At 37.4% G+C, this 26,051-nt stretch carries 33 protein-coding genes and 2 pseudogenes; 26 read left to right on the top strand and 9 right to left on the bottom strand.

Annotated features, from left to right (window positions below; genetic code table 11):
• Nucleotides 1-1,000: 1,000 nt before the first annotated feature.
• The 3 genes and pseudogenes from D0466_RS01860 to D0466_RS01850 all read left to right on the top strand — a co-directional run bounded on the left by D0466_RS01860 (nucleotide 1,001) and on the right by D0466_RS01850 (nucleotide 2,713).
• Nucleotides 1,001-1,360 (top strand): hypothetical protein, encoded by a 360-nt coding sequence (locus D0466_RS01860; protein WP_158555780.1) that lies wholly within the window; start codon nucleotides 1,001-1,003, stop codon nucleotides 1,358-1,360.
• Between the two features lie 87 nt (nucleotides 1,361-1,447).
• Nucleotides 1,448-1,731 (top strand): annotated as a pseudogene (locus D0466_RS01855) (CPCC family cysteine-rich protein).
• Nucleotides 1,732-1,945: 214 nt separating this feature from the next.
• On the top strand, nucleotides 1,946-2,713 hold the full coding sequence (locus D0466_RS01850; protein ID WP_117320871.1) for a class I SAM-dependent methyltransferase: 768 nt from the start codon (nucleotides 1,946-1,948) through the stop codon (nucleotides 2,711-2,713).
• 360 nt (nucleotides 2,714-3,073) lie between these two features.
• Here D0466_RS01850 and D0466_RS01845 read toward each other — a convergent pair whose 3' ends face one another.
• Complete coding sequence (locus D0466_RS01845; RefSeq protein WP_117320870.1) at nucleotides 3,074-3,421, bottom strand: hypothetical protein; 348 nt, start codon at nucleotides 3,419-3,421, stop codon at nucleotides 3,074-3,076.
• Between the two features lie 314 nt (nucleotides 3,422-3,735).
• On the opposite strand from D0466_RS01845, the gene D0466_RS01840 reads away from it, so the two are divergent.
• Nucleotides 3,736-4,767, top strand: a complete 1,032-nt coding sequence (locus D0466_RS01840) for an STAS domain-containing protein (protein ID WP_117320869.1) — start codon at nucleotides 3,736-3,738, stop codon at nucleotides 4,765-4,767.
• Between the two features lie 530 nt (nucleotides 4,768-5,297).
• Complete coding sequence (locus D0466_RS01835) at nucleotides 5,298-5,822, top strand: HAD family hydrolase (protein ID WP_117320868.1); 525 nt, start codon at nucleotides 5,298-5,300, stop codon at nucleotides 5,820-5,822.
• An 851-nt stretch (nucleotides 5,823-6,673) separates the two neighbouring features.
• Here D0466_RS01835 and D0466_RS01825 read toward each other — a convergent pair.
• Nucleotides 6,674-7,525 carry an STAS domain-containing protein gene (locus D0466_RS01825; RefSeq protein ID WP_407675595.1) on the bottom strand — a complete coding sequence of 284 codons (852 nt, stop codon included), beginning with the start codon at nucleotides 7,523-7,525 and terminating at the stop codon, nucleotides 6,674-6,676.
• Between the two features lie 485 nt (nucleotides 7,526-8,010).
• On the opposite strand from D0466_RS01825, the gene D0466_RS01815 reads away from it, so the two are divergent.
• The 4 genes from D0466_RS01815 to D0466_RS01800 all read left to right on the top strand — a co-directional run bounded on the left by D0466_RS01815 (nucleotide 8,011) and on the right by D0466_RS01800 (nucleotide 11,653).
• Nucleotides 8,011-8,247, top strand: coding sequence for a LysR substrate-binding domain-containing protein (locus D0466_RS01815; RefSeq protein WP_117320865.1), 237 nt, complete (start codon nucleotides 8,011-8,013; stop codon nucleotides 8,245-8,247).
• A 226-nt stretch (nucleotides 8,248-8,473) separates the two neighbouring features.
• The gene (locus D0466_RS01810) at nucleotides 8,474-9,694 is read left to right on the top strand and encodes an MFS transporter (RefSeq protein ID WP_117320864.1); all 1,221 of its coding nucleotides are present in this window, start codon (nucleotides 8,474-8,476) and stop codon (nucleotides 9,692-9,694) included.
• A 246-nt stretch (nucleotides 9,695-9,940) separates the two neighbouring features.
• A complete protein-coding gene (locus tag D0466_RS01805) occupies nucleotides 9,941-10,186 on the top strand; it encodes a hypothetical protein (protein WP_117320863.1) in 246 nt (81 codons plus the stop codon).
• Between the two features lie 633 nt (nucleotides 10,187-10,819).
• On the top strand, nucleotides 10,820-11,653 hold the full coding sequence (locus tag D0466_RS01800) for an STAS domain-containing protein (protein WP_117320862.1): 834 nt from the start codon (nucleotides 10,820-10,822) through the stop codon (nucleotides 11,651-11,653).
• Nucleotides 11,654-11,884: 231 nt separating this feature from the next.
• On the opposite strand, the gene D0466_RS01795 is transcribed toward D0466_RS01800, so the two are convergent.
• Nucleotides 11,885-12,106, bottom strand: a complete 222-nt coding sequence (locus tag D0466_RS01795; RefSeq protein WP_325048666.1) for a tyrosine-type recombinase/integrase — start codon at nucleotides 12,104-12,106, stop codon at nucleotides 11,885-11,887.
• Nucleotides 12,107-12,349: 243 nt separating this feature from the next.
• On the opposite strand from D0466_RS01795, the gene D0466_RS21850 reads away from it, so the two are divergent.
• From D0466_RS21850 to D0466_RS01775, 5 genes and pseudogenes are all read left to right on the top strand, one after another.
• Nucleotides 12,350-12,640, top strand: coding sequence for a hypothetical protein (locus D0466_RS21850; RefSeq protein WP_142919870.1), 291 nt, complete (start codon nucleotides 12,350-12,352; stop codon nucleotides 12,638-12,640).
• Between the two features lie 270 nt (nucleotides 12,641-12,910).
• Nucleotides 12,911-13,207 (top strand): DUF302 domain-containing protein, encoded by a 297-nt coding sequence (locus D0466_RS01790; protein ID WP_325048665.1) that lies wholly within the window; start codon nucleotides 12,911-12,913, stop codon nucleotides 13,205-13,207.
• A gap of 16 nt (nucleotides 13,208-13,223) precedes the next feature.
• Nucleotides 13,224-13,423: pseudogene (locus D0466_RS22725) on the top strand (MBL fold metallo-hydrolase); the annotation flags it as partial.
• A 166-nt stretch (nucleotides 13,424-13,589) separates the two neighbouring features.
• Nucleotides 13,590-13,922 (top strand): sulfurtransferase, encoded by a 333-nt coding sequence (locus D0466_RS01780; protein WP_117320859.1) that lies wholly within the window; start codon nucleotides 13,590-13,592, stop codon nucleotides 13,920-13,922.
• Nucleotides 13,923-13,946: 24 nt separating this feature from the next.
• Nucleotides 13,947-14,207 carry a metal-sensitive transcriptional regulator gene (locus D0466_RS01775; protein ID WP_117320858.1) on the top strand — a complete coding sequence of 87 codons (261 nt, stop codon included), beginning with the start codon at nucleotides 13,947-13,949 and terminating at the stop codon, nucleotides 14,205-14,207.
• Nucleotides 14,208-14,280: 73 nt separating this feature from the next.
• Here D0466_RS01775 and D0466_RS01770 read toward each other — a convergent pair whose 3' ends face one another.
• The 3 genes from D0466_RS01770 to D0466_RS01760 all read right to left on the bottom strand — a co-directional run bounded on the left by D0466_RS01770 (nucleotide 14,281) and on the right by D0466_RS01760 (nucleotide 15,418).
• Nucleotides 14,281-14,613 carry a rhodanese-like domain-containing protein gene (locus D0466_RS01770; RefSeq protein ID WP_117320857.1) on the bottom strand — a complete coding sequence of 111 codons (333 nt, stop codon included), beginning with the start codon at nucleotides 14,611-14,613 and terminating at the stop codon, nucleotides 14,281-14,283.
• A gap of 46 nt (nucleotides 14,614-14,659) precedes the next feature.
• Entirely contained in the window at nucleotides 14,660-15,082 is a 423-nt protein-coding gene (locus D0466_RS01765; protein WP_233522570.1) for a DsrE/DsrF/DrsH-like family protein, read from the bottom strand.
• A gap of 108 nt (nucleotides 15,083-15,190) precedes the next feature.
• On the bottom strand, nucleotides 15,191-15,418 hold the full coding sequence (locus D0466_RS01760; protein WP_117320855.1) for a sulfurtransferase TusA family protein: 228 nt from the start codon (nucleotides 15,416-15,418) through the stop codon (nucleotides 15,191-15,193).
• 95 nt (nucleotides 15,419-15,513) lie between these two features.
• Here D0466_RS01760 and D0466_RS01755 point away from each other — a divergent pair, with 95 nt between their 5' ends.
• From D0466_RS01755 to D0466_RS01735, 5 genes are all read left to right on the top strand, one after another.
• Nucleotides 15,514-15,810: a rhodanese-like domain-containing protein gene (locus tag D0466_RS01755; protein ID WP_117320854.1), complete on the top strand. Its 297-nt coding sequence runs from the start codon at nucleotides 15,514-15,516 to the stop codon at nucleotides 15,808-15,810.
• A 54-nt stretch (nucleotides 15,811-15,864) separates the two neighbouring features.
• Nucleotides 15,865-16,446: a sulfurtransferase TusA family protein gene (locus D0466_RS01750; RefSeq protein WP_117320853.1), complete on the top strand. Its 582-nt coding sequence runs from the start codon at nucleotides 15,865-15,867 to the stop codon at nucleotides 16,444-16,446.
• Nucleotides 16,447-16,599: 153 nt separating this feature from the next.
• Entirely contained in the window at nucleotides 16,600-17,727 is a 1,128-nt protein-coding gene (locus tag D0466_RS01745) for an MBL fold metallo-hydrolase (RefSeq protein WP_117320852.1), read from the top strand.
• A gap of 46 nt (nucleotides 17,728-17,773) precedes the next feature.
• Nucleotides 17,774-18,001: a sulfurtransferase TusA family protein gene (locus tag D0466_RS01740; RefSeq protein WP_117320851.1), complete on the top strand. Its 228-nt coding sequence runs from the start codon at nucleotides 17,774-17,776 to the stop codon at nucleotides 17,999-18,001.
• A gap of 51 nt (nucleotides 18,002-18,052) precedes the next feature.
• A complete protein-coding gene (locus D0466_RS01735) occupies nucleotides 18,053-18,826 on the top strand; it encodes a sulfite exporter TauE/SafE family protein (RefSeq protein ID WP_117320850.1) in 774 nt (257 codons plus the stop codon).
• A gap of 238 nt (nucleotides 18,827-19,064) precedes the next feature.
• Here the strand turns inward: D0466_RS01735 and D0466_RS01730 are convergent, their stop codons facing one another.
• The gene (locus tag D0466_RS01730; RefSeq protein ID WP_117320849.1) at nucleotides 19,065-19,334 is read right to left on the bottom strand and encodes a GNAT family N-acetyltransferase; all 270 of its coding nucleotides are present in this window, start codon (nucleotides 19,332-19,334) and stop codon (nucleotides 19,065-19,067) included.
• A gap of 282 nt (nucleotides 19,335-19,616) precedes the next feature.
• On the opposite strand from D0466_RS01730, the gene D0466_RS01725 reads away from it, so the two are divergent.
• A complete protein-coding gene (locus D0466_RS01725) occupies nucleotides 19,617-20,123 on the top strand; it encodes an Ltp family lipoprotein (protein WP_117320848.1) in 507 nt (168 codons plus the stop codon).
• Between the two features lie 568 nt (nucleotides 20,124-20,691).
• On the opposite strand, the gene D0466_RS01715 is transcribed toward D0466_RS01725, so the two are convergent.
• The gene (locus D0466_RS01715) at nucleotides 20,692-20,910 is read right to left on the bottom strand and encodes a hypothetical protein (protein WP_117320846.1); all 219 of its coding nucleotides are present in this window, start codon (nucleotides 20,908-20,910) and stop codon (nucleotides 20,692-20,694) included.
• Nucleotides 20,911-21,542: 632 nt separating this feature from the next.
• Between D0466_RS01715 and D0466_RS01710 the strand changes: the two genes are divergently transcribed.
• From D0466_RS01710 to D0466_RS01685, 6 genes are all read left to right on the top strand, one after another.
• Entirely contained in the window at nucleotides 21,543-22,727 is a 1,185-nt protein-coding gene (locus tag D0466_RS01710; RefSeq protein ID WP_117320845.1) for a GTP-binding protein, read from the top strand.
• 19 nt (nucleotides 22,728-22,746) lie between these two features.
• Nucleotides 22,747-22,896 (top strand): 50S ribosomal protein L33, encoded by a 150-nt coding sequence (rpmG, locus tag D0466_RS01705; RefSeq protein ID WP_117320844.1) that lies wholly within the window; start codon nucleotides 22,747-22,749, stop codon nucleotides 22,894-22,896.
• Between the two features lie 56 nt (nucleotides 22,897-22,952).
• Nucleotides 22,953-23,711, top strand: a complete 759-nt coding sequence (locus D0466_RS01700) for a ZinT family metal-binding protein (protein ID WP_117320843.1) — start codon at nucleotides 22,953-22,955, stop codon at nucleotides 23,709-23,711.
• 195 nt (nucleotides 23,712-23,906) lie between these two features.
• A complete protein-coding gene (rpsN, locus tag D0466_RS01695; RefSeq protein WP_117320842.1) occupies nucleotides 23,907-24,176 on the top strand; it encodes a 30S ribosomal protein S14 in 270 nt (89 codons plus the stop codon).
• 39 nt (nucleotides 24,177-24,215) lie between these two features.
• The gene (locus D0466_RS01690; RefSeq protein ID WP_117320841.1) at nucleotides 24,216-24,566 is read left to right on the top strand and encodes a hypothetical protein; all 351 of its coding nucleotides are present in this window, start codon (nucleotides 24,216-24,218) and stop codon (nucleotides 24,564-24,566) included.
• 550 nt (nucleotides 24,567-25,116) lie between these two features.
• Nucleotides 25,117-25,281: an SH3 domain-containing protein gene (locus D0466_RS01685; RefSeq protein ID WP_158555778.1), complete on the top strand. Its 165-nt coding sequence runs from the start codon at nucleotides 25,117-25,119 to the stop codon at nucleotides 25,279-25,281.
• Nucleotides 25,282-25,560: 279 nt separating this feature from the next.
• On the opposite strand, the gene D0466_RS01680 is transcribed toward D0466_RS01685, so the two are convergent.
• On the bottom strand, nucleotides 25,561-26,051 hold a 491-nt coding region (locus D0466_RS01680; protein WP_142919869.1), incomplete at its 5' end, for a YibE/F family protein.

Here is a 26,051-nt window from a genome sequence, read left to right as displayed (position 1 = left end):
ACTATAAGGTAGAGTATAGAGCATGGACAGAATAATTGGGAATCTTGCAAAAAGAAATTTATTCCACAAAACCCTTCTTTTTCGCCGTTTTCTTTGAAAAAACTCTAGAATCCTTAATATCACCATATGTAAAATGTTAATTTTTTCCATAAATATAAAGTATCGTTTTGCTTGGTTTTTGACCTTTCATCTTTATGGAATTTTTTTACGATAATAATGCCAGAACTCACCTAATTTTAATGAGGTGATGAATGGCGTATTTTTTGTCGAACAGAATTGCTTGTAAATATTTTCCTCACCTTATTTAACATGTGTGTAAAATATGGAGTAGTAGCTGACTCCTTTATTAAAGTATCCCTTTACGAAGCCAAACTGATGTGAATTCATTTCATTTATCCGTAAATCCAATTACAAGGGTTATGAAATTCCGAGAATAAGTGAGCATTCGAAAGATATTTGTGTCAAACTGAGGGAGTTGAATAAGGTAATGACTCATATGAACTAGGGAATGACTATAGAGAGGTGATTTTATGAAGTTTAATGAAATGACAGACGAGGAAAAACGTAAGTTACTTAATTGCTATGTACTTTCTACAAAAGGGAGCACACCAATTAAATCGGCTTCACGATGAATTTAGTTGTAAAGATAACCATAATGAAATAAAGGAAATAATGGAAAGGGAAAGCAACCTATTTCAGACGATAGCACGCTTTAATGATTTTTACCTTTATTCAGAAGATGATATTGAAAATAAAGAAATACATAAATTAGAGAATGAAATTTTTGAATGGATAGAGTACCACGGATTTACTGAGGACATCAAAAGGTTTTTTGACAAAGAATAGTATTATGTTCAGCTAACAGGGGCGATTGTTCCATTTGAACAGTCGCTTCTTGTGCTAAAGGGGCAGGTTAGTTTACTAAGACAAATAGTGTGTTTTCAATATGACGTCTGTGTTATTGAATATAGGATATGCTCCGTATAGAAAATGGAAACTAATGGATGTTACAGTCATCTCTGCATATACCATTGTCGTCGTGGGTAAAGGAAAATCAAACAGTCCAGAGCAAAAAGGTGGGAGGGTAGTGAATAAAGAGCTATTTAAGTTATTGACAAATATACTGAGAGATATTGATCGGATTAAATCATATCTTATACAAACGATAACAACCCGTAATGAAGGAATCAATTTGCAGGCAACAGAGAGAATCATTAAAAGGTTAGAAAGCATTGCACAAGAAGCGGATAATGAATTAATCGATACACTCATAAGAATAGAGAAAAATTTTGATATAGAACAAGCGAAGTACAGAATAAGTAAGGCAGAATCGCAAGTTAGGAATCAACCAAAGGATTAAAGTCGTGTTATTTGACGACTTATTTTTCTTATTGAGCTAAAGGGGCAGGTTAGCTTAAGAAGGATATTTTTCAAAAGGGGGTGTAGTATGAAATATATTTGTCCTTGTAGCGGCTATAAAACTTTAGATGAAGAACCACCTGGAACATATGACATTTGTGATATTTGTTTTTAGGAAGATGATGGAGTACAGTTCAGTGATCCAGATTATGAGGGAGGAGCCAATATTCCCTCCTTAAAGCAAGCTCAAAAAAATTTCCTTGTGTTTGGAGCCTGCGAAGAAAGTGTGCGGAGTTTGTTAGAAATCCTAATGAGAATGATGAAAAGGATCCAAATTGGAAACCATTATTATTACTTGATTTCTTCAGCTAACGGGGCAGGATAGCAGTAGAAGAGAAAATTCATTTACAAAAGATACCATATTGTCCGGTTTTTTCCTCTGTGGTACAGTTATTATATTAAATTAGAAAGTGAGTGATTCTTGTGATAGTCAGTTCCTCTGTAACTACATGTAAATTTGAGGTACGAAAGGGATAGTTACTTTGTTGGAACCCTTTCGTGATAAACAAATTCGGAGGGTGAATAAATGTCTTTTAGTTACTATGGAGAGCTTAGTACCGAGGTTTACGACTTTACAAAAAGGGTCGGACAATCACTTGGCGGGGATATAGAATATTACCGAGAAATACTTAAAAATTGTAAAGGACGTATCCTTGAAGCGATGGTTGGTTCAGGACGTGTAATTATCCCACTTTTAGAATCTGGTCTTCAAGTGGATGGCGTAGATTATTCCCCTGAAATGTTGGCTTCTTGCCGTCGCCGTTGTGAAAAACGAGGACTAAAACCTAATTTATTTGAATCAGATTTAAAGGAACTTTCATTACCCAATAAATATGAGGTTATTATAATTCCAGCTGGTTCTTTTTTGTTGATTGAAAAAAGAGAAGAATCAATCGAAGTATTAAAACGACTTTATGAACACCTTGAACCAGGTGGAAAAATAATACTTGACCTTTTCCTGCCTGATCATAATTTCGAGGTGGGAGGCAGATTTGAAGGGACATCCGTATTCAACCTTCCAAATGGAGATACTATTACAATGGAGGAGAAACTTGTTGAAGCTGATTTGTTTAATCAGCACAAAGTTTCCTTTTTAAAGTATGAAAAGTGGAGGGCAGGGAAGCTAATTCAATCTGAGTTACAGCGTTTTGCCTTACGATGGTACGGTGTGGAAGAATTTAAGCTAGTATTAGAGAGCATCGGTTTTTCTGATGTTATGGTGTCCGCGGATTTTGAAAACGGCAAACAACCAACAAATAGTAAACAGACATTTGCTTATGAAGCTGTTAAATAATTTTTTAAAATGTACTAACGCTAACAGAAGCGTTAGTTGAACAACAATGGGGAACCTCAATAAATGAAGGTTCCCCTATTTACTATTTAAAAATCAACATTTTAGAGTAAGGGGTGCGATGATCCAGCAGGATTAACGGCCTTTTTTGTTGAAATCCTTATTGAGCTCCCTAACGGGGCAGGTTAGTTGAAGAATACATTCACTTTGAAGGAGGAAAAAAGGACCTCCTTCCTATTTAAGGGACTGTAAGTGTTTTGACCTTATTTCTCTTGCTTAAGCTCTTTATGCTGTCCTCAATTTTAGACAGAGAAGATTGTAACTCACAACTATTAAGGTGTTGTGGAATCTCTACAATAGTATTTAGAAGAAAATACCTATGGCGTATATCCCAGCCATTAGTAAAAGTAATGGAATTGGAAAGAAACGTTTAATTGTTGGCAAAAAATCACATTCAGCGAAATGAGTTAGGTTAATTTCAGTTCGATTCATTGGTTCATCTGTCTTAGACCAATCAATATTCTCAAAACTTAATATGGCTTCTCCAAACGGGTAAGGTCCTCGGAATCTTTGTGGCGACCTCTTCCAAAGTTGATTAATCCACCCTTTTGTGGTGTCCATTAGGGTTGAAACTATGCCAATAGCCTTGAACCATATTTGATACTGCTTTTTTCTTAAAGGCAATTTCTCCTTTAGAATAATCAAGTTCATAATGGAAATCCTCGTATAAGAAAGGTGAAATTCAGGAAAATTCCTAATGACCTTTTCAACTACGGTTGCTGTTTTTGGATATTATAGGTCAACGAAATAGAACCAATTATTTACAGGCTGATTATTGTTTTGGTTAATGATATCTTTAATGTGTTCAAATAGTAAGCTAACATTTTCTTTATGAGATAGTTTTAATTCGTATAAGTAACAAGAACGGTGGATTTAATAACGGTACTTCATGTAGAATGATTTATTGAAAACTAAATGATGCATGTTAAAATAAACGGGTGTATTAATAGCGGGGAGGGAATACTATGGCGTTTGTAAAGGACAAAGTTACGGTTAAAGTAAACAGTAACGAGTTCGTCTGGGACCCAAAAAACGGGCTCTTTACCTTTGATGGTGCACCAGCACTTTTGTTTTGGGATTCAGCAATAGAATTATTTTTAAAAACCATTGAAGAAGTTTCTGGTGAAGTTGTATCTAAAACTGTTTACGAAGCAACAGGGTACCGAATGGGTCACTTAGTATCATCTTATTATAGTGGCCGAAGGGACCTCGAACAACTCCTTGAAGAATATAGCGACATATACAGAAACGCAGGCTGGGGTAATGTTAAAATTGCTTACTATAATTTTGAGGAAAAGAGAGCAGTCGTTCAGTTGACCAACAGCTGGGAACATAGAATTTTTAATAATACAGACAAGGAAACTGCTGGCGTGTTATTGCCGAGCCATTGGGCAGGGGTTTTTACAGGTCTATTTGAACAAAAAGTATGGTACAAGATCAATAAAAGTCAATTGGATGGAAATGAGTACGATGAAATTGAAATATTTCCTTCTGATGTGACACCCTCAAGAAACATTTTCGAATTGGCAAGACAAAAAGAGACAGAACATATTTTAGAGTTGGAGCAAAAGGTAAAAGAAAGAACTGAAGAACTTTCCACCCTTGTAAAAGAATTATCATCTCCTATTATTCCAGTTTTAAAAGGTATTCTTGTTGTACCACTTATAGGTAATTTTAATGAAGAACGCGTAGCAAATTTTATTGAACGTTCACTGCTTGGATTTTCCAGACAACAAGGCAGTTATCTGCTAATTGACCTAACAGGTGTGAAAGGATTGGACAGCTACACTATGGATGGGATACAAAAGCTGATTCTTTCTATCCGCTTAGTAGGTGGGGAATGCTTTGTTGTAGGTATCTCCGCAGAACAAGCAATTATGATGTCAAAAACAAACATTCAACTGAATAATGTACATACCTTTGCTACGCTACAACAAGGGGTAGAATTTGCAATTGAACAAATCGGTTTTGAAATAAAAAGAAAGAAGGCAAAATAAAACGCCTTCTTTTTGTATTTTTATTCGACTGAATTTGTGCATTCAACACCGTCTAAATCCTCCTCTAAACTAATAATTTTGCCAGTGCCAGTACCCCTAATTCCTCCATGCAGTGTCACAGCTTCGCTTGTTATACGAGATCTATCTCCCAACCAGCCTCAATCATGTTTCTGCAAGTAGGGGGCGAACGGTTTAGCTGACGGGGTCAAAGCCCCACGGGCAGGTACGTTCTACCCTGGCTACTGATATCATAAGACCAAATAAAAAATGGTCAACCAGAAATATCTGGTGACCTTTGAATGGTTTATGGGAAAAGAGAAACCAAAGCAATGGGATTTAACCAAAGAGTTGGAAAATATAAACGTTTCTTGTTGAACAAACGTGTGCTTTGTTTAATATCTCGGCTGTCATTTCGGCAGCCTTTTCTTATTCAGCTAACGGGCAGTTTAGCTGAATAAGGGATTGCCAAACTTTTGTTGAAATCATAAACAACATTGAACGATCTTATTTGGTAAAAAAGGAGAAATAATATGACACGACAAATAAAGGCAGTAATTTTTGATTGGGGTGACACTATAATGCGTGATTTCCCTGAATATAAAGGTGCTATGGCATATTGGGAAAAAGTAGAGGAAATCACTGGAATGAAGGAAGCATTAGAAATTATAAGCAGGAATTATATTTGTTGTGTAGCTTCTAACGCCGGCGATTCAAATGCAGAACTAATGGGAGTAGCTTTAAATAGGGTAAATATTAGGAAATATTTCAGACATTTATTCACATCTTGTGAACTTGGGGTTTCAAAACCAAACCTTAATTTTTTCAATAAAATAGTGAAAAAATTAAGCCTTAGACCTGAAGAATGTATAATGGTCGGTAACGATTACGAAAAGGATATTGTTCCTGCAAAAGCTGTTGGAATACATACGATATTTTTTACAAAAGAAAGTAATAATGCCATTATTAATGATGCGGATTATCTAATTAATTCCATGAATAAATTAGATAAAGTTATTATGAAATTTGAAAGTATTAAAGAAACGACACTTACGTAAACCCAAAATGTGAAAAAATGCACTTAAGCTAACGGGTGCTTTACTTCAATAAGGAGCAAGGCTTTTTCTCTTCAACTAAACGGCAGGTTAGTTTTATAAGAAATAAAAATAATTCTTGTTGGCAAAGTATGGTCTATGGTAATGTATACGAATAATTATAAAATTTTAGTTATAAATATTCATCAGAAATGAAAGAGGAATTTATGTGATAACACGTACCTGGCACGGAATAGTACCAATAGAAAAAAAGCAGATTTTGAAGACCATTTAAACAAAACAGGGGTTGAAAATGCTATTTTACTAGGTGGAAATTTAGGTGCATATGTAAAAATTGTAGAGCAAGATAGATTTGCCCATTACTTTCTATGTACAGTTTGGTCATCGTGGGATGCCATTCATCTTTATGCAGGTAGTGAACCAACTATTGCTGTTACTTACCCCGAAGATGAAAAATATGGTTTAATTTCCGACCCAATTGTAATACACCAAGAAGTTAAGCTTTTGAAAATCCATTTATTTAATGTTATCCTAAAAAATTGTGAATAATTACACTTAAATTATCGAGTGCTAGAGCTTAAGATCAGACTGCTAATTAGCAGTCTTTTTTTGTTATGTCAATAACGGGGCAGCATTCCTGTAATGATTGTATTGATTATTCTACAATATCAATATAGTTTGTGAATAAATACACTTAAACTATCGGGTGCTTGTGTATAAGATCCTAGCTGCTTTTGAAGCAGCTTTTCTTATTCCACTAACGGGGCAGGTTAGTTCAAGAAAGAATTTAGATGATTCGACTTCTGATAAACAAAATTACGATTCAAAAAGAGTTGCCAAAGCAACTCTCCTCTCTAAAAATTGGATTTAATATCTAATTCCAAGTAACTTATGTGCTTATTCAATGCTTGTTGTAAAGATCCAAATGTTTCGGTGTCCTTTCCAAACCTGAAACCTAAATGGATCATTTTTCTAACGACCTCAGCTCTCAACCCAGTTATAACAGTCCGACATCCCATCATTGAACTGCCATCGATAATTTTCAATAAATGATCAATTACTTCATTATCCATCTCTGCAATCCCTGACAAATCCAAAATCAAAGTTTGAATACGTAATTTTCCTATTTCCTGTAAGACTTTTTCTTCCATCACATTTGTTCGGAAAGTATCGACCGTTCCAATTAACGGCAAAATACATATTGTGGGTGAAATTGGTATAATAGGTACGGACAGATTTTCAACCAATTCTCTTTGGGACTTTATTAAGGCATCCTTGTATGTACTAAAATTAATAAAGAAGGCATTTAAAAATGCATCCACTCCATTATTAATTTGTTTTTCAAACAAAAAAAAGTCATCAAGTGCTATTTCTTTTGCTGCCTTGTTATTTTCTTGTATAAATGCCCACAATGTTCTACGAATTGCCTGAACCCACTCTAACTTGAATGATAATGTTAGTTCATGAGATGCCCACGCTATACCTTCCTGTTTAGCAAATAGTCTGAGTTCTTCATTTTTACCTTCAAGAATAAAGCCGACCAACTTATGGGCATTATTGACAAGGTCAATATTGCCGAATTTAAGAATGTCATCTATTCTATCCCTGACATTCGCTGCTTCATGTAATAATGCATCTTCAAATCTCTGTTTGTTTTCACTGATGAAATTACTTACTTCACCAATCTGGAAAAATTTATCCATCATATACCCTCTCTTTGTATATATTACCCCATAATTCTATACACTTTTTTGTAATTAATATACCTAACAGGATAGTTACTGTAAAATAATATGATTTAGGGAGGCGGCTGTTCTTATCATAGATGAATTAATAAAATTTCCGAGGGAGATGACTTGATGCAACTAATCGAATTGATAGGTTGGACACTAGCCATTATACTGTCTGTTGCCTTTATTATTGCACTATCTACGGTTGGCCGACGACCTAAATACCTAAACATTGATAAGGCTGATCAGAACAGATATGACTTTTACAAAGTGGATTACACCAGACTACCGAGAGATTACTGGAAATTTTAACAATGGGGTTGCCCACATTTCTTAAAGTAACTGTGTCAGTATCAGTGCTAGTTTGAGCCTGTGTTTGATTTTGTGCTTGAGCTTGTAACTGAGCTTGAAGCTGTGCTTGAAGAATCTTTTGTATTCTTCTCGTTAAAAAGCGTCCAATCATGAAACCTATTCATGTAATTCCAAATTTGCACATGATTCTTAAGGCAATTGAAAACGGAGCTGGAATAAGTTTAATTCCAACCTATTTATTAAGAAATTCAATGGATGAAGCAAAATCTAAAATCATATTCGAAGATTTGAAAGTTAAGAACAAACTTCTTATGGCATATCAGACGAAAGATAAACATCTTCCTGAAATTAATGACTTTATCCAAAAAATACGGAATCAATGGTAACTTTGTACTCGTTTTAGTGTATCATCCATATAATTTGGGTGATTTTTTTTGTATTTTCAATTAAGAATTAAAACATCTATAAATATTTTTATCATTAATACATAAAAACATAATTTGTTTTATATATGGTCAAGTATTAGAATAACGTTTGTAACTAACAAATCTAATTAAACAATTGGATTGGTACAAAATTTATAAACTACATTACTTGTAAGGAGAATTTCAAATGAACGTACAACAACTTGCACACACGTCACCTAAAGCACGACATGGAAACCTGTTTGCGTTAATAGCATTGGCTGTAACGTTTTTCGGCGTTGGGATAACGGAATTTATCAGCATTGGAATCCTACCAGGGGTTGCATCGGAATTTGGTATATCGGTATCTACTGCTGGATTGATTGTTTCCATGTATGCTTTGGGAGTTGCAGTTGGAGGCCCTATTTTGACATCCATGACGGCACAATTTTCGAGGAAAAAGATTCTATTGTCTGTCATTATCTTATTTATTATCGGGCATATCATAACAGCGGCAGCCCCTACATTCAGTATTGTGCTGATAGGACGAGTAATTTCTGCATTCGCCCATGGCGTATTTTTTGCAATAGGTTCAACAGTGGCTGCAAGTCTTGTCCCTGCGGACCGCAGAGCAATGGCAATTGCATTCGTATTTGGCGGGTTTACAGTTGCTACTGCAATAGGTGCTCCATTAGGGACCTATGTCGGTGAACTGTTCGGATGGAGATACCCGATTTATGGAATTGCGTTTATAGGTATACTGGCGTTAATCTTAAATGCAGTCGCCATTCCAGATCAACTGTCTAAAGCGGAAACGCCGCCATCCTATAAAGATCAACTAAAATTAGTGACAAATGGGAGGATTTTACTGATCTTGGCAATTACGGTACTGGGGTATGGTGGAACGTTTGTTACTTTTACGTATCTTTCCCCAATCCTCCAAAAAATTACTGGCTTTAGTGCTGCAACCATAAGTATCATTCTATTTTTGTATGGGATAGCCATTGCTTTTGGAAATGCAATTGGAGGGCGTTTCGGAAACCGAAAACCGCTTATCGCCTTATTTTATATTTTTATCGTTCAAGCAATTATCTTGTTACTCTTCACATTTACCGCTCCGTTTAAAGTGGTTGGTCTTATTACTGTTATAGGTATGGGGTTATTGGCTTTTATGAGTGTTCCAGTTTTGCAGTCATACGTTTTAACGCTTGCGGAGCGTTATGTTCCTAGTGCGGTCGATGTTGCTTCATCACTTAATATTGCTTCGTTCAATGGTGGGATTGCATTAGGTGCATATGTGGGAGGGATTGTTACGAATACCATAGGAATAAACCACACGCCATGGGTGGCCTCTATCATGGTATTCGGGGGAGTTCTTCTTACGATTGGTAGCATCACTATGGAAAAAGGAAATGAGGTAAAGAATTAGGTAACTAAAAACACTGCTAACTGATAAATAAAATTGCTTTCATTTATGAAATTGTGAATAAATTCATTTAAACTAACGGGGGCTTTACTTCAAAAAGGAGTAAGGCTTTTTCTTGTTCAACTAAAGGAGCAGGATAGTTGAACAAGAAGGGGAAAAGTCTTTTCTAATCGAAATTATGAAGTTGGAGAGATGCTTTTGTAATTTGATAAATAAGATTATTATAACAGGTATCTTGGAGGAGAATTGATGAAACGATTAATCATGGTATTATTATTAGTTGGCGGAAACCGAATCAAGGATTTATACGGGAATGTACCCATTGCAAGCGTCGTGTTACAAGCACAACAATTTTCCGTCACCAAACAAAAACATGTTACATCACACATCAAAACAACCGTTTCCGTACCAAAGAACAAAGACGTTTTCTTCATCGCTAAACCAGTCCCAAAAGACCTGTCACTACCATACTACAAAGGCGACAGAGCCAATTAAATGGGTTTAACGTTTAAGTTATTCGATGAAAGCGGTAAAGAAATCAATGTTAGGTAAGAACTGATTTAGTTCTACCTTGTTTGATCAATAAATGGAGGTAGGAAATTTAAAGTGATTTAACTTCTTCAACTAAAGGGTGCTAATCTTCAATAAGGATTTAAAACAAGGCCCCCAAATCGGGTACTTGTTTTATGAACATTATCAACAATATTATTTAACATAGCTATGTAAAAAGAGGAATTTGTGAAAAATTAAAGGGTGCAAGAGCCGAAGATCCAGAGTTGTATCTCTCCAGCTTTTCCTTATTGTGCTAAAGGGGCAGCTTAGATTAAGTGCATTTTTTCACAAAGTCAATAGGAAAATCAGCTTTCTTTTCAATTTAACATTTAGCTGTTTAGACACATTATCTACTTAAAGCCTTTATTCGGGTTTGTTCACTCCTACACTCCGACCAACTTTCACTCCTGGTGTTTCAGCTAATTTAACAATCAACTCGGTAAGAATTTTACGAGATACTTCATGACCTTTAAATGGATTACCTTTTTGATTTATTCTGTTATTTATAGCTGATAGACAAGTGTGCTTGCAACCAATATACTTAAGAAAAAATTAGACACTTAGGAGTAATGCTCTATGGGTTTTGAAAAGGTAAATTCAATTAAAGAATTCGCACATTTTTTAAGTAAGCGTGCTGAATCAATAAGCAGGGAAATTGTTAATTATAATTTGAGTAAGTTAGAAATAACATTACCACAAGAAATAATAGATAAATCAATTGATACTAATGCTGAATTTCTTAAATTTTTAGGGATTACGCTTAAATTTTCGAATGAAGAGGTTGAACCTAGATTCATTGAATGGCTCATCAAACAGGAAACACCGGAAGATGCTCAATATATTGAGGAATTATCGAGTCTTATAAAACCCTATGCGGAAACTAGACAGCTATTAATAAAAATTTTGTCTCAATTATGCATTGACCATGGACTAACTACTGAGGAAGTTATCACTGTTACCAGTAGATTAAGTTACTTTCTCGATTTAAGTATTACTGAAACTATTCTTAAGCGAGAGAGAATAACAAAAGAAACCAAAGAAAAGCAGGACCAGAAGATCAGAGAACTATCTTCACCCATAATCCCTATACAAAATGGTATCGCGGTTCTCCCGATAATTGGAGATATTGATGTAGAAAAAAGTGAATTTATTATGAATAGAGTAATACCCAGAGTCACTGAGTTGAAAATTGAATGTGTTATTATTGACTTCTCATCCATTGCCTCTATCGATACCGAAACTGCGGCTCGAATCTTTACAATATATGATGTTCTTAGGTTGCTAGGGATTAATGCGGTGTTTACAGGGATTAGAACGGATTTAGTATCAAAAATTATCAACTCAGGCATCAATTTTCCGAGTATTAAAACTTACGCCACACTTCAACAAGCTCTAGAAGATATTGGGTAATTGTTGTCTCCATAATGGGTAAGTTAGCTAAAAAGTAGTCGAAGCAGTGCGAACCATAATCATAGGTGACAGGTATTACCAAACAGCATATAGAACATCACAGGATCGCTGCGGCGGTTCCTTTCTTTTTGCGACCCGGAATTAAATTGAAAATTCGAATATATGGTAAAATGGTGTGAAACCTGTGCCATTATAAGATTTTTAAAAGAAAAAATTTCAAAGTTTTTATTTCTAAGTGCGGTGCGGATGAATCGTTTTATTGATCATGGCACGGTCTGAAATCCGTCTTATAATGTATCTCATCTGGGCGATACTCATCCGATGCGGGTCCCGCTCGGTGACAAAAATGGCCGGATCTCCATCATGCCGTTCCTCAAGATAGCGTTTTAGCCAAATTCCGCAGCGGGTGCTGAAATACACTTCCCTTTCCTTACCACCTTTTCCCCTTACCACGGTGGAACGATTCTGCCAATTGATCCTGCTCTTTCCAGCGAGACAATTTCACCTATCTGTTTTTGGGCAGCTTTTCTTACATATAAAGGTGGCTATTTTACGAATTTACGGGGTAACAAAGGAGCTGTCATTGTGGCAGCTTCTCTTGTTTCACTAACGGGGCAGGTTAGTTGAAGAAGAAATGCATTAATAAAAGGTAAATAAAGGGATTTTTTGTTATATATTTTATATTAGATAGAAAAGGTGGATATCATTGGAAAAATTAAGTGTATTGTCAGTTGGAATATTTTTAATTTCAACTATAATCTTCGGGATATGGTTTTTGATGAAAGTGCATTTTCTGACCCAGTAATAATCTTCTTTTCCGTTATTCTGCCTTTAACTAGATTAACAGCAGTACTTTTAAGTAAAAAAGGGGCCATAAAAATAGTAGGGTTTGTGGTTAACTTAGTTGTTCTTTTGTTTTCAGTTATACTTCCAGCTGCCTCTACATTATTTTGGAATCAGCCTTACAGTAATACTGTTTCTGCTTGAGCCACCAACAAGGTGGTTTTTCTTATTTGACTAAAGGGGCAGGGTAGTTAAGGAGAAAACCAGTTAACACAACCTCATTATGATTCAGAAATTCAGAAGTCGTGAGAGTTTCTTTTTAATCTCTGATTTTTTTGTGTGCTGTCGGCGAACACTGCAGTATACATTACATAGATTATTCAAAACATATGGATAAATACAGTAAGTACTGGCAAAACGATTTCAGACGCAATTGATGCACTGGAAAGCAGCCTGCAGCAAGGAAAGTTTGGTGTGTTATGGAAATTCGATATAAAGGACAAACTGGCGGAAAAAGGCTTCCAACTGGACGAAGAATTTGTAGTGCTGGAGGTGTGCAATCCAAAAGAGGCTGAGCGGGTGCTCAAGGAAAACAAACTCGTTGGCTATTTTTTGCCGTACAAGATTGTAGTCTACAAGGATGCCGAACAGACGAAGATTGGCCTGCCGAAACCTACTGCACTGATTAGTATGCTGGATGAGCCTGCTCTACAAGAAATCGCAGTGGACATTGAAAGACGATTGCTCTCGTGTATAGATAAGAGTGTATAAAAACGAGTGTTTAACAAAAAGTAAGACTACCTTGGAGAGTAAAAGTTTCCTGAACATTGATAGTGAGGAGACGTTTCAAAAAACAGTAACAGAAAATCTGCCCCCACAGCTAACCTCATACGAACAAATAAAGGCAGGCTAATATGGGAAAAATCACTCCAGCAGTGGATGCTCGAAGAGAGAGAGATGGAGATTGGCCCCCCGGTGTGCAGTTAGATAGTAATAGTGGAGCGTCTAGTTCCGTAAGAAAGGACTTTTAGAGTCCTTTTTTCAGTTTGGGTATAATATGAGAATCCGGTTGTTGACATTATACCCCACAGGGTATATAGTTAGTGCATAACATCTTGTCCTTAATTATATATGATTAGGGAGTTGATATCACATGTACTATCCGTTTTTATTCATTCTCCTTATTTTATTGGTTTTGATATATAGAAGATATGTCCCGGTCCCAGGAGTTCCATCGAGAGTTCCGGAATATTCAGATTCAGCCCAAAAGGTAGCCATTGTGGATCTAAGGGATTATCATATATCTGCTAAAAATCCAGTAGGAGGGGCCATGCCCTTGCCTGTAGCCTACCTAAAACGCGAAATAGGGGGTATCACCAGCAAGAATGTCCATCTGATTGTTTCTGATAAACTGGAAAGAAACCTTGGAATTAGGATGATGCGGGAAAATGGATTTAAGGTGACTGCATATACGTGCGTTAAATAAAGTGCTTAAAGGGAGGATTACCAGATGTATTACGATGATCAAATCAAGAATAGAGTCAAGCGTATTGAGGGGCAACTGAGAGGGATTCTAAAGATGATGGAAGAAAAAAAGGACTGCAAGGATGTAGTCACTCAACTTTCGGCTGCGAGAACGGCCATCGATCGCACTTTAGGACTTGTTGTCAGCTCCAATTTGGTTGAATGTGTACGTGAAGCTACTGAAAAAGGACAAGATGCGGATGAATTTGTAAAAGAAGCGGTCAATTTACTGGTGAAGAGCAGGTAAACAATTTAGGGATTGACATCCCGGATTGTATTCTGTAATATACCCTTAGGGGTATTATTGGTCCTTTCTTTTTTTAGAAAATATATACCCATACCCCCTTTTTTGTCAATAACTTGCTTGCTTTATTGCTTCGCATGCCGCTCTGGCAAATCAATATGACTTCCTTTTCTTTTGATAACAGGTTCGTTTTCCCGGAGAGTTCATGTAGCGGAATGTTTTTGAACCCCTTAATGTGATTCGTTTTAAATTCCCCAGTTGTACGTACGTCAATGAATTGCTTGTTTCGGTCGGCAAGCTCACTTTTCAATGCGGATATCGTGATTTGTTTTACTCCTCTAACAGGAAGCAAACGCTGCAATAAAAAGAAAATGGCGAGTCCGATCAATACATAATTCAGGTACTCCATCCCAAGCCTCCTAAAGCCAAGGACCTTATGGGGTCCCCTCTATTTTTTAGATAAATAAGTTCACATTGCCCTCTTCAGCATCCCCTAGGTACGCAGCAACACCGGCATATTCAATGTTATCCAGCAATTCCTTTTCCTGAAGGCCCAATAAGTCCATGGTCATGGTGCAGGCGACCAGCTTGATTTCTTGTTCCTGAGCCATCTCAATGAGCTGCGGCAAGGTCATGGCGTTATGTTTTTTAATAACGTGTTTGATCATCTGAGGTCCCATGCCAGCGAAATTCATCTTGGATAGTCCCATCTTGTCTGCTCCACGCGGCATCATTTTTGAAAACATTTTTTCCAGGAATCCTTTTTTTAATGTAATAGGTTCATCCTTGCGTATCGCATTCAATCCCCAGAATGTATGAAAAATGGTTACCTCATGGTCATAGGCTGCAGCACCATTCGCAATGATGTAGGCAGCCATTGCTTTATCGTAATCCCCGCTGAACAATACAATGGTCGTTTTCTTTTTGTCAGACACTCTAATTCCTCCTCATCAGTACCCGGTGGGGTATATTTAAAAGCAAAAAAATTATCCTTTTTTGATCCAGAACTTCAGGACATCATTTTCTTCTTCGTGTCTTACAAGCTCATGGCCTGTGGATTTGGCCCAGGCGGTCATATCCGCTTTCGCCCCTTTATCGGTTGCATGCACTTCTAATACCTGACCTGATTCCAGTTCATTTATGGCTTTTTTTGTTTTGACGATCGGCATAGGACAAGCCAGCCCTTTTGCGTCTAAGATTTTCGCTGCATTCATGCTGTTTTTCCTCCTTATTAATTATACCATCGAGTCAGTAATGTAAAGGGCGGCATGAACGCCTGGAGATAATAAAGAGAAAGGATAAAATAAAAATGGAAACCATCACAGCAAAAGAAGTTCAAGAATTGGTAGAGCAAGGTACTTCCCTTATCATCATAGATGTGAGAGAGGTTAAAGAAGTAGCTGAAGTAAAGATTCCAGGTGTGGTTAATATTCCTTTAGGTTTGCTTGAATTCAAGATGAACGAGCTGGACAAGTCCAAGGAATATATTATGGTCTGCCGTTCGAGGGGAAGAAGTGGAAAAGCATGTCAATTCTTAGAAAACCATGGTTTTACGGTGATAAACATGACGGGCGGAATGCTCGCATGGGAAGGAGAAACCGTATAATAAATTTTGTTATGTGTAATACCCATAGCGGTATAATCTGAAGGAGGGCTTCTCATGGATATTATTAAATCAAATGTCACATTGGATGCAAAAGGACTTGCTTGTCCAATGCCGATAGTGAAAACCAAAAAGGCAATGACTCAGTTAGAGGGAGGCCAAGTCTTGGAGGTTCAAGCTACTGATAAAGGTTCCAAGGCAGACATAAAAGCATGGGCTGAGAGTACAGGGCATCAATATTTGGGCACAATTGAAGAAGGAGAAATCCTGAAGCACTACCTCAGAAAAACATCTGATGAAGAAGCAGCGGAAAAGAAGCATCCTCACTTCATCAACAATGATGACCTTCAAGCAAAATTAACGTCCAATGGGAATATCGTGGTTCTGGATGTAAGGGAAGAAGCAGAGTATGCGTTTAACCATATTCCTAATTCGATCTCTATTCCATTAGGTGAATTAGACCGCCGTCTACACGAACTTAACAAAGAAGATGAAATATTTGTTATATGCCGTACAGGCAGCCGCAGTGACTTTGCGTCACAAAAGTTAACAGCCAATGGATTTACTAAAGTGGTCAATGTCATGCCCGGCATGAGTAAGTGGTCAGGGGATACTGTTAGCATGAACTGTAATATCTAATCAATTTATTCATAGGGAATTGGGTCGTTCTTTGATTCAATCCCCCTTATTTCCAAAATTACGTACTACAGTCGCGTTGCATAAAGTCACACAAGATTGACGTTTAATCAGATAATTTTTTTTACCAACAAATATACCTTAGGGGGTATTAACATGGCAGTAAACATTATCACGGCCAAAGACATTACACAGCGAGTATTTAATAAACAGGAATTGTTCATTTTGGATGTACGAAATCAGGATGCGTTTCAAGATTGGAAGATCGAGGGACAACAGTTTGAGCATCTAAACATTCCATATTTTGACCTTCTGGACGGGGTAGAAGAAATTCTTGATCAGATTCCTAGCAATAAAGAAGTATTGGTCGTCTGTGCGAAAGAAGGCTCATCCATCATGGTGGCTGAAATGCTCTCAGATGCAGGGCGTGAAGTTTCCTATCTGCAGGGTGGAATGAAAGCGTGGAGTGAATATTTAGAACCTGTCAAAGTTGGGGAACTAAAAGATGGTGGTGCGATTTACCAATTTGTCCGCATTGGGAAAGGCTGTCTGTCGTACATGGTCGTTTCTAATGGAGAGGCAGCAATCATCGATTCCACCCGTATGACGGAAGTATACACAACATTCGCCGCCAGTATCGGGGCAAAAATTACGAATGTATTTGATACACACCTTCATGCTGACCACATTTCTGGCGGCAGAATGATTGCGGAGAAGACAAATGCCATGTACTGGCTGCCGCCTAAAGATGCCAAGGAGGTAACATTCGAATACCAGCCGTTAGAGGACGGCAACAGTGTAACCGTTGGGAATACAAAGATTAACATTGATGCCCTTTACTCACCAGGTCACACGATTGGTTCCACTTCTTTTGTAGTGGATGAAAAATACCTGCTTTCCGGAGATATCCTGTTCATCGATTCCATAGGAAGACCGGATTTGGCAGGACTCGCTGAGGACTGGGTGGGGGACCTAAGAGAAACGCTATATACGCGTTACAGAGAACTTTCAGAAGAACTGATTGTGCTCCCGGCTCATTTCATGATCATCGAGGAATTGAACGATGACGGCAGTGTAGCGAAGAAATTAGGAACACTATTCGCGGAAAATCATGGTTTGAACATTGCAGATGAAGAAGAGTTCAGAAATATGGTAACGGGCAACCTTCCACCTCAGCCGAACGCATATCAAGAAATCCGTGAAACCAATATGGGAAAGATCACTACGGATGAAGAGCAGCAACGCGAGATGGAAATCGGACCTAACCGCTGTGCGGTGAGATAATAATAGGTTTACAGGGACACATTACACATTTAAGGAGAGTAGAAAAATGAATGCAGATAAAGTGTTGGATGCAAAGGGCATGGCTTGCCCGATGCCAATAGTTAAGACGAAAAAGGCGATGAACGAGCTGCAATCGGGCCAAGTATTAGAGGTTCATGTAACGGATAAAGGAGCCAACGCAGATCTGACTGCCTGGTCCGCATCTGGCGGTCATGAGTTGTTGGATACTCAAGGCGAGGGTGGCATCATGAAGTTCTGGATTAAAAAAGGATAAAGCACAGGGGAGATCCAAAGAGATCTCCTTTTTTAAGAAGGGAGTGCAGATATGAATACAGCCTTTATAATCACCTTTCTTCTTCTCGGGTTCATAGGCTCCTTTTCTTCGGGATTACTAGGGATTGGCGGTGCAATCATAAACTATCCGATCCACCTTTACATTCCACCCCTATTAGGTTTAGATGGGGTTACGGCTCACGAGATTTCTGGAATTGTGGCCGTACAGGTGTTTTTTTCGACCTTAGGCGGTGTGTGGGCTTATCGAAGAGGGGGATATATCAACAAGCCGTTGTTTGTTGTAATGGGTTCCAGTATCATGGTCGGGAGCTTTGCAGGAGGGTATATTTCTCAGTATGTTTCTGAAACCATTGTCAATGTCATGTACGGGGTATTGGCACTCACTGCGGCCATTATCATATTTATACCGAAAAAAGAAACGAATGGAGAAACAGTTACAGGATTCAATAAGCCTCTGGCAGCTGTACTGGCATTGGTCGTAGGGCTTGCATCCGGTGTAGTAGGAGCAGGGGGTTCCTTTATTTTACTCCCCATCATGCTCATTATATTAAAGATACCTATGCGAATCACGATTGCCACTTCCATGGCCATCACCTTTGTATCTTCTATAGGGGGAGTCATTGGAAAAGTAACCACAGGTCAGGTTCCTTACCTGCCCGCCGTACTCATCATAATTGTGAGTTTGATCGCTGCCCCGCTTGGTGTGAAGATAAGCAGGCAGATAAATCATAAAGTCCTTCAATGGTCCTTAGCATTGTTAATATTAATTACTTCTATAAAGTTATGGTCAGACATCCTTTTTTAGAGTTAAAAATGAATATAGCTAGTCAGAAGAAAAAGTCGACCCACCTAAATGGAGCTTCGGCTTTTTTTGATGTGACAGCGAGGTAGGGTTTCTATATAAAATTTTGTTATCCGTTAAACTATAGCCAGATTGATCTTTGTGAAGTAATGTACTTAAACTAACGGGGCAGGTTAACACAATAAGGAATAAAAAAGAAGTGACGTAAAGCCACTTCACAATTACTATCTTTTTCTAGAAATTACAAACTCTTTTCAATTTTTTCGAAACCAATTTTAGGATAGTAGTCCATCGCAATAGGGGAAGACAGAAGCAATAAGGAAACTTCTTCTCCAATATGTTCTTGTACTAATCTCGTCAGTTCTTTGCCTATACCTTTGTTTTGATAATCTTGATTTACAGCTAAATCTGATAGATAACAACAATAACAATAATCGGTAATAGCCCTTGCAACACCAACGAGTCGGTCATTATCCCAAGCAGTAATCAGAACATTAGAATTTTCAATCATTAGTTGTATTCTGTTCAAACCATCGGACGGTCTTTGTATACCAGATTTTTTGAATACAACGAGAACGATTCTAACGCAATTAACTTTAGTTAGTAAGGTAATGGTACAAATGGTACATTTGATTTCAATATACAGTGTTCTCTATAATAGTTGTCGAATAAATATTTCCTATATATAACTATTTTCCTATGAATGTCAAAATATATTATTCCAATAAATTTACAGATATGTTAAAATTGTTTCTGTTATAGTATCTAGTAAACTTATGGGGTAAAGTACATAATGGCAAAGGAAAAAGTTAAAAAGCCTTTCTATAAGCGGTGGTGGGTATGGCTGCTTGCTGTAATTATCGTGGGTTCTATCATTGGACAAGGTTCTGATGATACAGCAAGTGAATCTAAAACTACTGACACTGAATCAACTGAGGCAACTGAACCTGTTAAGGAAGAAGTTAAGAAGGAAGAACCTGTTGAAGAAGAAAAGCCAGAAGAACCTGAAATGTCTGTTTCTCAACAAAACGCTGTATCAAAGGCTGAGGCTTATCTTGATATGACTGCCTTTTCTAAAACTGGACTTATTAAGCAATTAGAGTTCGATAAATTTTCAAATGCTGACGCTACTTTTGCTGTAAATAACCTAAAAGTGAATTGGAAAGAACAGGCTGGAAAGAAAGCACAGGATTATATTGATATGACTTCATTTTCTCGTCAAGGTCTTATTGATCAATTAAAGTTTGACGGATTTACAACAGAAGAAGCGACTTACGGTGTAGACCAAACAGGGCTTTAAGAAATGATTCTCGTAATATAAAATGACAAGGTTCATAGAGTTCTCCACGATTACGAGAACGGTATGATTGAAATACAAGAACTGAATACAGCCTTTAACGTACAGCTTGTTAATAAGAAGGACGTTAATCTGATGATGAAACCACAGAACGCTAATTACTAGCGTTCCTTTTTTTATGTCTGCTTCACCGGATAATAACGTTAGTCTGTAAAAGGGGTTAGTTAAAAAATTCTATAAAAAAGTAGGTTAAGATACTAAGTACCCCAACCCTAGATTAAACCTAATCTTTTACATTCCTGTATTTTCTGTTTCCTTGTGACCTTAGCTAAAATGGTACATTGTTCGTCCAAGTACAGAGTATTCGGTTCAGCCTTAATTGAAAGAAACTTATCGTTAAAGAACATTTTTTGCCAATAAACAGATCCGTCTATAAATGTTACTTTACAGTTCTGTACATTCTGTTTCCTATAAAAATATAATGCCTTGTTACTACCTTCACTGGACTTAGGAATTTTCATCATGTTTGTATATCGTTTATTAGTATGTTGATCCATTTGATATCAACCCCTTATTTGTTAAAAGTGTAGCTAGATGGCAGTTTTTTAACCTTTACACGTATAGCAATGGTTTTACCTTCTGAATCTTTTTCAACCTTAAAAACTGAAGCTATAGCCTCATTTTCTAGCCTCTTAATATGCTTTGGTACAGTGGTGTAAATGTCCCAACGTTTTGAAGAAGGGTCATAAATAATTACTGTTTCTTGTTCTTCCTTATCGTAGTAAGCCATTTCTCTATATCTCCTTTAAAAAGAAAAAACCCCGCTATTATTCAGCGGAGTTCTCTGTATCAGTTTCAGTGCTTTCAACATCATTTTTCTTACCTTTTCTAAACCTTATTAAAGCATGAGGACTGGCGACAAATAGAGGTTTATTAAGTTCCAGTGAACATTTTAGAGCTGTACTTATTAGTCTTATGAAGGAATCATTGTAACAGCTGCCAGGTCTAAAGAAACGAATAGTTTAACATTTTTGACAAATATCAACATAATTCACTAACTGTACACAATGTACAAAGTAACGGTTGTCGATTCCTTTCGTTATAGGGAGGAATGAATATGATAAATCCTATTGCAAATCGTAATGATTACTATTATTGTTATAAAGTGCTTTATCTTTTTAAAGGATGAGTCAACATCACGAAACAAATAGTGTTATTTAAACCAAGCTGTCAATTAGTAGACCTTTTTGACTAAATCCATCCCTATTACCAGGAATATGTTGCAAATCGGAATGGTTATGATTTATGATGTTCCGAGAAAGGATAATGATTGCCCAATGACTCGATTAGGTCAAACCTGGGCATTTTCTCACGATTAAATCGTAATGATTTTGATTTGTACATGTAAGGAGAGTGACGAGTATGCAAGACAGATTAGTTCCGGTCACAGTATTGAGCGGGTACCTAGGTTCAGGAAAAACAACCTTATTGAACCACATATTACATAACAGAGAGGGAAAGCGGATCGGGGTCATCGTAAATGACATGAGTGAAGTAAATATAGACGCATCTTTTATTAAACAAGGGCATTTTTCACGCACTGATGAAAAATTAGTGGAACTCCAAAACGGATGTATCTGCTGTACGCTACGAGAAGATTTGATATTGGAAGTCGAGAAGCTCTGCAACCAAGGACAACTGGATTATATAGTTATCGAATCCACGGGCATCGGTGAGCCGTTACCTGTCGCACAGACATTTACCTATGTAGATGAACAGCTTGGCATCGACCTGTCAAAATATTGCAGACTGGATACAATGGTGACGGTAGTGGACGTGAATCGGTTTTGGAGCGATTTTTCATCAGGAGAGACGCTTCTTGACAGAAAACAGGGCAATGATGATAACGATGCAAGGGAGGTTGTCGATCTGCTTCTCGACCAAATCGAATTTGCAAACGTCATCGTTATCAATAAAACGGATTTAGTTACAAAGGAGAAGGTATGGGAGCTGCGGGCAGTGCTTCACAAACTAAATCCCGACGCACAACTGGTAGAAGCGGACCATGCACGAATAGAGTTGGATCAGGTGCTTGACACGCAACTTTTTGATTTTGAACATGCAAGCCAAAGTGCAGGGTGGATTAAAGAGCTTACTGAGGAACATGTTCCAGAAACAGAGGAATACGGAATCACATCATTTGTATATCGCAGGATAAAGCCATTTCATCCCGAAAGGTTCCTGCAGTGGCTGAAGGAGTGGCCAATTGAGGTAGTCCGTGCCAAGGGCTTCATTTGGCTGTCTTCAAGGAATGATGTTGCAGGTTTGCTATCGCAGGCAGGCCCATCCCTGACGATTGAGGGAGCAGGGGAGTGGCTTGCAGCTTATCCAGAAATCGAAAGGAAAAGAATACTGGAAGAGGAACCTGATCTCCTGGAAAGATGGGATGAAAGGTACGGCGATAGGATGACGGAGCTTGTCATGATTGGTATTGAAATGGATCAAAGCACGATAGAAGAAACATTGGATAGATGTTTGCTGACAGAAGAGGAAATGGAAAAGGATTGGACGGCTTTTCCTGACCAGTTGCCAGCGTATATTAAGTAAAATGGAGGCTGAAATAGTTATGAGAGTGAAAATTACATTAGGATGTACAGAAACTGGAGACAAGAATTATCTCACAACAAAAAATAAAAGAACCAATCCCGAAAGGCTGGAACTCAAAAAATACTCGCCGAGATTAAAGAGGCATACGCTTCATAGGGAGACAAAGTAAATTTTTATACACCTTAAATCGTAATCATTACTATTTATTCAAGAGGAGTGTTTTCAATGAAGGTTTTATTTCTCAAAGGGCTAAGTATTTTAGTTATCAGTTCACTACTTGTAGCCTGTCAGACTACAGATTCATCCGAAGGAGAGTCTGCTGATGAAAAAACAACTTCCTCATCAGTTGCAGAAGACTCATCTGAAAAGAAAGAGCAAACATCTGGAAGTCACACACATGAAAGTGAACATGAACACGATCATAGACATTCACATGATGAAGTATCAGAACAAATTTATAAAGGCTATTTTGAGGACAGCCAAGTGAAGGATCGTTCCCTTTCCGACTGGGAAGGAGACTGGCAATCTGTATATCCATATCTACAAGATGGCACGCTTAACGAGGTATTTGCTTATAAAGCAGAACATGAAGGTGACATGACAGCTGAAGAATATAAAGAGTATTATAATGACGGGTATCAAACAGATGTTGACCGTATCTTGATTCAAGATGATACTGTAACGTTCTTCAAAAATGGAAAAGAGTATTCTGGTAATTATTTTTATGACGGTTACGAAATTCTAACATATAATGCGGGAAATAGAGGAGTAAGATACATATTTAAACTCGAAGAAGAATCTGAAGGACTACCTGGATATATTCAATTTAGTGATCATAGCATCTATCCGAATGAAGCTAGTCACTATCACCTGTATTGGGGGGACAACCGTGCAGCTTTATTGGCTGAAGTCATCAACTGGCCTACCTACTATCCATCAAAAATGGATGGACACGATATTGCCCATGAGATGATGAGCCATTAAAGGAGTAGCCTGATTATACTTAGACAAGCATGTTTCACAGCTTAGTAAAGCCGATTCTCCTACGATAAGGAATCATCAACTTTAATTTAATTTATATTTTGATTAAAGAGGCATACCCTTCATAGGGAGACAAAGTAAATTTTTTATGCGTTTTTTAAATCGTAATCATTACGGTATTGTTGGAGGTGTTTTTATATGGCTAAGAAGTCAAAGAAGGCGAAACAACTAAAACGAGAGGAAATCGTTCAAAAGTATGCAGATTTAAGAAGGCAGTTGATAGCAGCGGGTAATTACCAAGCGTTGAGAAAGCTGCCCAAGGATTCAGCACCTAATAGGCTACACAACCGTTGTGAATTGACAGGTAGACCGAGAGGGTATATGAGAAAGTTTAAGATGTCACGTATTGCTTTCAGGGAACTTGCCCTTAAAGGACAGATTCCCGGGATACGAAAAGCGAGCTGGTAAATGTAATCTAGTATAAAGAACAGTATAAGGAGAGGTGACATGACAATGAATGAAAGACTCCTTGAAATCCTGTTCAGAGAAGTTGTGGCGAGCCTTGCACCTGAAAAGAGAAAGGTCTATGAATTCATTGTTAATTTAGAAGATGAATTGGCCAGTAAATCTCAAACACCGGAAGAGTTCTTGGGGTTACTGAAGAACCATTCTCCGCACCAAAAAGCGGCAAATGAATTTAATTTGACCTTTGGCAAAACATTGATGTTAATGCATGAAATAGAGGATGAGATAACCACAAAACTGGAATTAAGAAGCAGTAAAATCAAGTGGATCGACTGTACGGAGCATATAAAAATTAATCAGGAATACAATAAGATATATTTGCTGCTATCCTAAGACTCTAAATGATTGGGATACGAGTATTCAGTGATTTTAAACAAACAAACTACACGTATTGGAAACCGAAATTCATTGGTGCTACATGAATATAAAATTGTTGGAAAGGGGGCTGTATTTTATTGCCCTCTTATTTTTGTCTCTGTCAATAATTAGATATTGTGAAGGTTTCTACTTAAACTAACGGGTGCTTTACTTCAATAAGGAGTAAGGTTTTTTTCTTGTTCAACTAAAGGGGCAGGTTAGTTGAAGAAGGGAAAGATTAAAGATCCCTCTACAATTAAGGATACGGGTTAATTTGATATTAGCATAAGTCTTCTTGATAGAAATAGGCCTCCCGTGCTACTTGTAAATGTATTTCGTTAGCTAACTCATTGTGGTTGGCTTTTTTATTTGAAAAAAATTATTGAAAAAACACTTGCAAAAATCATTTAACAGCGTCGTTATGTCATTCTTTCAGTTTCTTGGCTAAATTTTCTACTCCGAAGATTTCTGTAAAAGCATGGCTTCCTGTAACAAGCTCCTTTTATCAGACGCGGCTTCTGTTCAAATGAAGGTGAATGTGGACAGCTTAAATGTCCGTTTCAAGCCAGGAACCCAGTATTCCAGAATCGAATCCTTGAAAAAGAATCAGGTTGTTACAGTCTATGAAAAACAGTCGACGTGGAGCAAAATCGCGTTCGGAAAGACATATGGATGGGTATCCTCTTCCTAGCTAACCAATATGACTGCAACAACAAAACCAATACCAACCCCTACAAGGCCTGGACGGTGGCATCCAAAGTGACTTGTTTATTCTAAACTATTTCCAGGAAGCCATTTATATTGCTGGTATCCCATCTTTTTCCTAGCACCAGCAATAACAATGCATTTTCAACACATTGTGGTAAATTCCCTAGTTCTTTCAATTCCCGTTCATTTTTAATAATCAAGTATAACTTTCGTCACTTAAATGAGAAAAGCCGTGGTCTCAAATAAAAACATTCATTCTTTTTTAACTTTCATGTGATTTCTCTCTTTTCTTTATCAAATAATAGGCATTAATCCAGGAGGTGATTGGAATAATGAGAGCGATGCCAATTCCTGCACAAAATATAGAAATCATCTCGGCACTGAATACTTTTGAATTTATGATTTCTCCTACGGAATAAGATAAGTCTTTAAACCATAGTAGCAACGCCATATATCCTCCAAAAAAGGCAAAAAACAACGTATTTGTATTTGTGCCTAATATATCCTTCACAATGCTAAATCCAGAGGTGAATAACTCTTTCCTCCTAATCAAAGGGTTATGATTATAAATTTCACGCATGGGAGACGTAATAGAAATTGCAACATCGGTAATCGCTCCTATTGTGCTCATGATGATAGCGGAGGCTGCAATTTTACTAAAATCTACCCCGATATAAAGGGAAAAGACGCTAAGCTCCTCTATTTCTTCTTCACCAAACCCCTGAATCATGGCATGTCGTGTCACAACTTCGA

The sequence above is a fragment of the Peribacillus glennii genome (assembly GCF_003429105.1).
Taxonomy (GTDB): Bacteria; Bacillota; Bacilli; order Bacillales; family DSM-1321; genus Peribacillus; species Peribacillus glennii.
The sequence above is the reverse complement of the archived record's forward strand: the minus strand, read 5'-3'. Positions and strand labels throughout refer to the sequence as shown.

Bases quoted from the DNA above. Each gene is read 5' to 3' on its own strand.
- D0466_RS01800 (WP_117320862.1), top strand. From the start codon at position 10,820: ATGGGTTTTGAAAAGGTAAATTCAATTAAAGAATTCGCACATTTTTTA.
- rpsN (WP_117320842.1), top strand. From the start codon at position 23,907: ATGGCTAAGAAGTCAAAGAAGGCGAAACAACTAAAACGAGAGGAAATC.
- D0466_RS01845 (WP_117320870.1), bottom strand. From the start codon at position 3,421: ATGAACTTGATTATTCTAAAGGAGAAATTGCCTTTAAGAAAAAAGCAG.
- D0466_RS01765 (WP_233522570.1), bottom strand. From the start codon at position 15,082: ATGGCTGCCTACATCATTGCGAATGGTGCTGCAGCCTATGACCATGAG.
- D0466_RS01815 (WP_117320865.1), top strand. From the start codon at position 8,011: ATGAAACCTATTCATGTAATTCCAAATTTGCACATGATTCTTAAGGCA.
- D0466_RS01725 (WP_117320848.1), top strand. From the start codon at position 19,617: ATGGCAAAGGAAAAAGTTAAAAAGCCTTTCTATAAGCGGTGGTGGGTA.
- D0466_RS01710 (WP_117320845.1), top strand. From the start codon at position 21,543: ATGCAAGACAGATTAGTTCCGGTCACAGTATTGAGCGGGTACCTAGGT.
- D0466_RS01730 (WP_117320849.1), bottom strand. From the start codon at position 19,334: ATGATTGAAAATTCTAATGTTCTGATTACTGCTTGGGATAATGACCGA.
- D0466_RS01825 (WP_407675595.1), bottom strand. From the start codon at position 7,525: ATGATGGATAAATTTTTCCAGATTGGTGAAGTAAGTAATTTCATCAGT.
- D0466_RS01850 (WP_117320871.1), top strand. From the start codon at position 1,946: ATGTCTTTTAGTTACTATGGAGAGCTTAGTACCGAGGTTTACGACTTT.
- D0466_RS01810 (WP_117320864.1), top strand. From the start codon at position 8,474: ATGAACGTACAACAACTTGCACACACGTCACCTAAAGCACGACATGGA.
- D0466_RS01755 (WP_117320854.1), top strand. From the start codon at position 15,514: ATGGAAACCATCACAGCAAAAGAAGTTCAAGAATTGGTAGAGCAAGGT.
- D0466_RS01780 (WP_117320859.1), top strand. From the start codon at position 13,590: ATGTACTATCCGTTTTTATTCATTCTCCTTATTTTATTGGTTTTGATA.
- D0466_RS01775 (WP_117320858.1), top strand. From the start codon at position 13,947: ATGTATTACGATGATCAAATCAAGAATAGAGTCAAGCGTATTGAGGGG.
- D0466_RS01835 (WP_117320868.1), top strand. From the start codon at position 5,298: ATGACACGACAAATAAAGGCAGTAATTTTTGATTGGGGTGACACTATA.
- D0466_RS01735 (WP_117320850.1), top strand. From the start codon at position 18,053: ATGAATACAGCCTTTATAATCACCTTTCTTCTTCTCGGGTTCATAGGC.
- D0466_RS01700 (WP_117320843.1), top strand. From the start codon at position 22,953: ATGAAGGTTTTATTTCTCAAAGGGCTAAGTATTTTAGTTATCAGTTCA.
- rpmG (WP_117320844.1), top strand. From the start codon at position 22,747: ATGAGAGTGAAAATTACATTAGGATGTACAGAAACTGGAGACAAGAAT.
- D0466_RS01750 (WP_117320853.1), top strand. From the start codon at position 15,865: ATGGATATTATTAAATCAAATGTCACATTGGATGCAAAAGGACTTGCT.
- D0466_RS01860 (WP_158555780.1), top strand. From the start codon at position 1,001: ATGGATGTTACAGTCATCTCTGCATATACCATTGTCGTCGTGGGTAAA.
- D0466_RS01840 (WP_117320869.1), top strand. From the start codon at position 3,736: ATGGCGTTTGTAAAGGACAAAGTTACGGTTAAAGTAAACAGTAACGAG.
- D0466_RS01770 (WP_117320857.1), bottom strand. From the start codon at position 14,613: ATGGAGTACCTGAATTATGTATTGATCGGACTCGCCATTTTCTTTTTA.
- D0466_RS01745 (WP_117320852.1), top strand. From the start codon at position 16,600: ATGGCAGTAAACATTATCACGGCCAAAGACATTACACAGCGAGTATTT.
- D0466_RS01685 (WP_158555778.1), top strand. From the start codon at position 25,117: ATGAAGGTGAATGTGGACAGCTTAAATGTCCGTTTCAAGCCAGGAACC.
- D0466_RS01740 (WP_117320851.1), top strand. From the start codon at position 17,774: ATGAATGCAGATAAAGTGTTGGATGCAAAGGGCATGGCTTGCCCGATG.
- D0466_RS01690 (WP_117320841.1), top strand. From the start codon at position 24,216: ATGACAATGAATGAAAGACTCCTTGAAATCCTGTTCAGAGAAGTTGTG.
- D0466_RS01715 (WP_117320846.1), bottom strand. From the start codon at position 20,910: ATGGCTTACTACGATAAGGAAGAACAAGAAACAGTAATTATTTATGAC.
- D0466_RS01805 (WP_117320863.1), top strand. From the start codon at position 9,941: ATGAAACGATTAATCATGGTATTATTATTAGTTGGCGGAAACCGAATC.
- D0466_RS01760 (WP_117320855.1), bottom strand. From the start codon at position 15,418: ATGAATGCAGCGAAAATCTTAGACGCAAAAGGGCTGGCTTGTCCTATG.